The sequence below is a fragment of the Micromonospora sp. KC721 genome, assembly GCF_004348355.1.
In the GTDB taxonomy this organism is placed as follows: Bacteria; Actinomycetota; Actinomycetes; order Mycobacteriales; family Micromonosporaceae; genus Micromonospora.
Genome location: NZ_SMJY01000304.1, coordinates 1 through 4,648 on the forward strand (window position 1 = coordinate 1; position 4,648 = coordinate 4,648).

Annotated in this window: 6 protein-coding genes; 3 read left to right on the forward strand and 3 right to left on the reverse strand. The window is 73.7% G+C overall.

Annotated features, from left to right (window positions below):
* Window positions 1–382, forward strand: a 382-nt coding sequence (locus tag E1182_RS29290) for a RidA family protein (protein ID WP_132270959.1), incomplete at its 5' end; no start/stop codon positions are given.
* Window positions 383–493: 111 nt separating this feature from the next.
* Here E1182_RS29290 and E1182_RS29295 read toward each other — a convergent pair.
* Entirely contained in the window at window positions 494–979 is a 486-nt protein-coding gene (locus E1182_RS29295) for a DUF1992 domain-containing protein (RefSeq protein WP_132270960.1), read from the reverse strand.
* A gap of 115 nt (window positions 980–1,094) precedes the next feature.
* On the opposite strand from E1182_RS29295, the gene E1182_RS29300 reads away from it, so the two are divergent.
* Window positions 1,095–1,490 carry a YkvA family protein gene (locus E1182_RS29300; protein ID WP_132270961.1) on the forward strand — a complete coding sequence of 132 codons (396 nt, stop codon included), beginning with the start codon at window positions 1,095–1,097 and terminating at the stop codon, window positions 1,488–1,490.
* Between the two features lie 48 nt (window positions 1,491–1,538).
* Here the strand turns inward: E1182_RS29300 and E1182_RS29305 are convergent, their stop codons facing one another.
* Complete coding sequence (locus tag E1182_RS29305; protein ID WP_132270962.1) at window positions 1,539–2,108, reverse strand: GNAT family N-acetyltransferase; 570 nt, start codon at window positions 2,106–2,108, stop codon at window positions 1,539–1,541.
* Window positions 2,109–2,213: 105 nt separating this feature from the next.
* Here E1182_RS29305 and E1182_RS29310 point away from each other — a divergent pair, with 105 nt between their 5' ends.
* Window positions 2,214–2,864: a LysE family translocator gene (locus E1182_RS29310; protein ID WP_132270963.1), complete on the forward strand. Its 651-nt coding sequence runs from the start codon at window positions 2,214–2,216 to the stop codon at window positions 2,862–2,864.
* Between the two features lie 23 nt (window positions 2,865–2,887).
* Here the strand turns inward: E1182_RS29310 and E1182_RS29315 are convergent.
* The coding region (locus E1182_RS29315) for a beta-galactosidase (RefSeq protein WP_132270964.1) at window positions 2,888–4,648 on the reverse strand (1,761 nt) is incomplete at its 5' end.

Genomic DNA, 4,648 nt, shown 5'->3' on the forward strand with positions numbered 1-4,648 from the left:
CGCCGGCCCCTACTCCCAACTCGCCCGCATCGGGGATCTGCTGATGCTGTCCGGTCAGATCGCGGTCGACGACGATGGCCAACTGGTCGGCATCGACAGCATGGCGGCACAGGGCGACCGCATCTTTGAGATCGTCGCCGCGCTGCTTGCCGCCCACGGCGCCACCATGGCCGACATCGCCCATGTCCGTACCTTCGTCACCGACCTGGACCGGCTCGCCGAGCTGCGCGAGGTACGACGGCGCTGGTTTCCGGGGCAGCCACCGGCCAGCACCACCGTGGAGGTCGCCCGGCTGTTCCACCCCGAGGCGCTGCTCGAAGTCGAGGTCACCGCGCTGGTGCCCGCAGCCGACCAGATGCCGGTGGGCACCAGCGGCAACTGACAAGGGGTTGGAGCAGGGACAACCCTTCCGCTCCCGTCAGGACCGACTGGTCGTGGCCGGCGGCCATGCCGGATCCGGCTGCCTGCCAGTCGTCCGGCACGACGGCAGCGGTCAGCGGCGGCGCCAGAGCACCCGCCACGACCAGGGCCGGCGGGCGGGCGCGGCGGGATCGGGCGGCGAGGTCGTCAGCGCGGCCGGCGAGGCCACTGCCGGCTGCCGCTGGGTGCGCCACTGCCGTACCACGTCCTCGACGTCCACGGGACCGACGGCGACCCGGGGCCCGTCCGGGTAGCGCAGCCAGGCCACGATCTGCGCGTTGAGGTCGGCGACGACCGCCCGGACGGCCTGCTCGGTGGGCAGGTCGCGGACCTCGTCAGGAAGGTTCTCGATCTTGCGACGCAGTTGCAAAGGTGTGGGCAGCAGCAGATCGGTGGGCAGCGCCTCGCGTTCCAGGAAGCTCTTGATCCACCACAACTCGTCGTAGGGCAGCCCTCGCCCGGGGATCGGCTTGCCCGCACCGGGCAGGTTGTCGAAGTCCCCGCGCTCCAGCGCGGAGCGGATCTGCGCCTCGACCCTCGCCTCCATGTTGTTGCTCATCCCCGACACCTCCTGCCCCTACGGTAATCACTCTCCGGCGGGGCAACACCGTCCCGGCCGGACGGCGGGCCGTTCCCGAGCGGAGGATCGGAGGCCGGACAGTGGAGGAGTGCGCATGTGGGACTGGCTGGTGGGCCTCGCGGTGGCGGCGGCGTGCGTGATCGCCAGCTGGGCGGTGCTGGTGCTGCTCGCCCGGCGGCTGCCCCCTGGCGTGCTGCGTGACCTGGCGGCGTTCGTCCCCGACTGCCTGACCGCGGTACGCCGGCTGCGCGCCGACCCGCGCGTGCCCCGTCCGGCCCGGGTGGCGGTCGTGCTGGCCGGGCTGTGGTTGGCCAGCCCGATCGACCTCATCCCGGAGTTCCTGCCGGTCATCGGGCCGCTGGACGACATCGTGGTGATCGCCCTGGCGTTGCGTTACGCCGGGCGGCAGGTGCCCCGGGAGGTGCTGCTGGCCGCCTGGCCCGGCGAGCCGCGCCTGCTGCTGCGGCTGCTCGGCCCGGCCGGGGCCTGACCGGGCTTGTGTGGCGGGCCGGAAGGTGGACCTGACACGGGCCGTGGATCAGCGGCCGGACGTGGTCACGGCCGGGCGCAGCCGTACGTGGCGGTGCCCGTCCCGCGGCCACGGCGGCTGGGCCGGCAGCACCTCGACGAGGTCGTACCCGGTCTTCTCCGCCACCCGGCAGGAGGCCTCGTTGTCGATCTGGTGGAGCAGTTCCAGCCGGGTCAGCCCGGCGGCCGCGAACCGGGTGAACGCCCACGCGGAGACCGCCTCCAACGCTCGCGGGGCCACTCCCCGGCCACGGGCGTCGGCGGCGGTCCAGTAGCCCACCTCCGCGTCGGGGCGGCCGGGAACGATCTCCTTGAGCAGCACGTGGGCGACCAGCCGCTCGGTGGCGCCGGCCACCTCGCAGACCGCGAAACTGAACCGGCGCCCCGCCGCCCAGCCCTGCCCGGCGCGGGCCACCCAGCGGCGGGCCTGGGCGACGTCCCGCAACGGATGGCGGGTGTGTGCCCGCAGCACCGGGTCACGGTGCGCCGCCACCAGCGCCTCGACGTCGTCAACCCGCCATGGGCGCAGGACGAGCGCGGGGGCGGACGCGGTGGCCGGGACACGCAACATCATCGACATCCGTGCAGTGTGACCCACCATCGCCCGGGCCAGCAGTCGCCAATTGGCTGTCGGGCCGGTGTGGTGGCACGGGTACGGTCACCGAAACGAGGACGGGGGGCGCGGATGGTCACGGTGGGCGCGTTGGTCGGGATCGGTCTGGTGGCGTTGGGTCTGGTGCTCACGCCCGGGCCGAACATGGTCTATCTGGTGTCCCGGTCCGTGACCCAGGGTCGGCGGGCCGGCTTGGTCTCCCTGCTCGGGGTGGCGGTCGGTTTCCTGGTCTACCTGACGGCCGCGGTGGCCGGCATTGCCACGGTGTTCGTGCTGGTGCCGCCGCTGTACACGGCGGTGAAGCTGGCCGGGGCGGCATACCTGCTCTGGCTGGCGTGGCGGACGCTGCGCCCGGGCGGCAGTTCGGCGTTCACGCCGACGCCGTTGCCGCCGGACCGGCCCCGCCGGCTGTTCACGATGGGTCTGGTCACCAACCTGCTCAACCCGAAGATCGCGATCCTGTACGTGTCGCTGCTGCCACAGTTCGTCGAGCCGGCGCGCGGGCAGGTGGCCGTACAGAGCCTGCTGCTCGGCCTCACCCAGATCGCGGTCGCGCTGACGGTCAACGGGCTGATCGTGCTGACCGCCGGCACGGTGTCGACGTTCCTGGCCAGCCGGCCCGGCTGGGCCCGGGCACAGCGGTACGTGATGGGTGGTGTGCTGGCGGGCCTTGCGGTGCGCATCGCCGCCGACCGCTCCCGTGCCGCCGTCGCGATGCCCTGACCCCGCCTGGGCCACCCGGGCGGTCAGGTCTCGCGGACCACGGAGGTCTCGCGGACCACGGCGGCGCCACCGGCGGGCACCACCACCGTGCCGTCGACCGGTGTGTCGGTGAGCAGGTCCACTCCGACGGCCGGGACGGGTTGCGGCCGGTCGGTGTGGTTGAGCAGGAACAGCCAGCTCGCCTCGCCGGCGCGGCGGCGGACCGCCTCGACGCCGGGTGGGGCGTCCGGGCAGACCGGCTCGACTCCGGCGGCGCCGGCGGCCTCGACCATCAGCCGCCGGTACGTCTCGTCGTCGGGGCGGGTCGAGACGTACCAGGCGGTGCCCGCGCCGAAGCGATGCCGGGTGACCGCGGGCCGGCCGTGAAGCGTCCCGCCGACGTATGCGCTGATGGTCTGCGCACCGGCCAGGTGCACCGTCTCGGCCCAGATCCGCCCGGTGCCGCCGCCCGACAGCGGTACCTGCTCGTCGTCGGCGAGCGGATGGAACTCCTCCACCCGTACCCCCAGCACGTCCCGGAAAGCGCCCGGGTAGCCGCCGAGACGGACCCGGGCGTGCTCGTCGGCGACGCCGCTGAGCCAGGTCACCAGCAGGTGTCCGCCGCGCGCGACGTACCCACGCAGCCAGTCGGCGGTGGCGTCGGAGGCCAGGTAGAGCGCGGGCAGCACCAGCAGCCGGTACGTCCGCACGTCGTCGCCGGCAACGACGACGTCGCAGGCGTACCCGGTGCTCCACAGTGCCCGGTGCGCGGCGGCGACCTCGGCCTGGTGGTCGAGTGCCTCGGACGGCAGACCGGGGTGCTGCAGCGCCCAGCCGCTGGCCACGTCGTGGACGATCGCGACGCGGGCGTCGACGGCTCCCGCGTCGCACTCGGCGATCCGTTCCAGGATGCCACCGAACTCGACCGCCTCCCGGAACACCCGGCTGTCCGGGCCGGCGTGCGGCACCAGCGCCGAGTGGAAGCGCTCCGCCCCGCCGGCTGGGGCGCGCCACTGGAAGAACATCGCTCCCCGGGAGCCGCGCGCGACGTGGGAGAGGCTGTGCCGGGCCATCCGCCCGGGTTCCTTGGTGTGACTCCACCGGCGGGTGTGGATCTGACTCGCGGCGCTCTCCATCAGCAGCCAGGCCGGTGATCCGCCGCCGGTGGCGTGCCGGGCCCAGCCGCGGGCCAGGTCGGCGGCGAGCGCGGTCTGTTCCTCGGCGCCGCCGTCGACGGCCGACGGGTAGTGGTCGATCGCCACCAGGTCCACCTCCCGGGCCCACCGGGCGTGATCGACCGGCACCCAGTCGCCGAGCACGTAGTTGGTGGTGATCGGCACCCGGGGGTTGGCGGCGCGCAGCAGGTCCCGCTGTTCGACGTACGCGGCGAGCAGGGTGTCGGACCAGAACCGGCGGAAGTCCAGCAGCTGGCCGGGGTTGGCCAGGTATCGGGTGGCACGGGGGGTGTCGATCTGGGCCCAGTCCGAGTAGTGCTGGCTCCAGAAGCTGGTCACCCAGGCGTCGTTGAGCGCGTCGAGGTCGCCGTAGTGGTGGGCCAGCCAGGTGCGGAACGCCGCCGCGGTGTGTTCGCAGTGGCAGTCGGTGCCGTACTCGTTGTGCACGTGCCACATCGCCAGCGCCGGGTGCGCGGCGTACCGGTCGGCGAGCACCTGTGCGATGCGGCGGGCGGCGGCCCGGTAGGCGGGGGCGGCGGCGCAGTAGGTGTCGCGGCTGCCGTGATGCAGGCGTACCCCGGCGGCCGTGACCGGCAGCGCGTCCGGGTGGGCGAGGGTGAACCAGGGCGG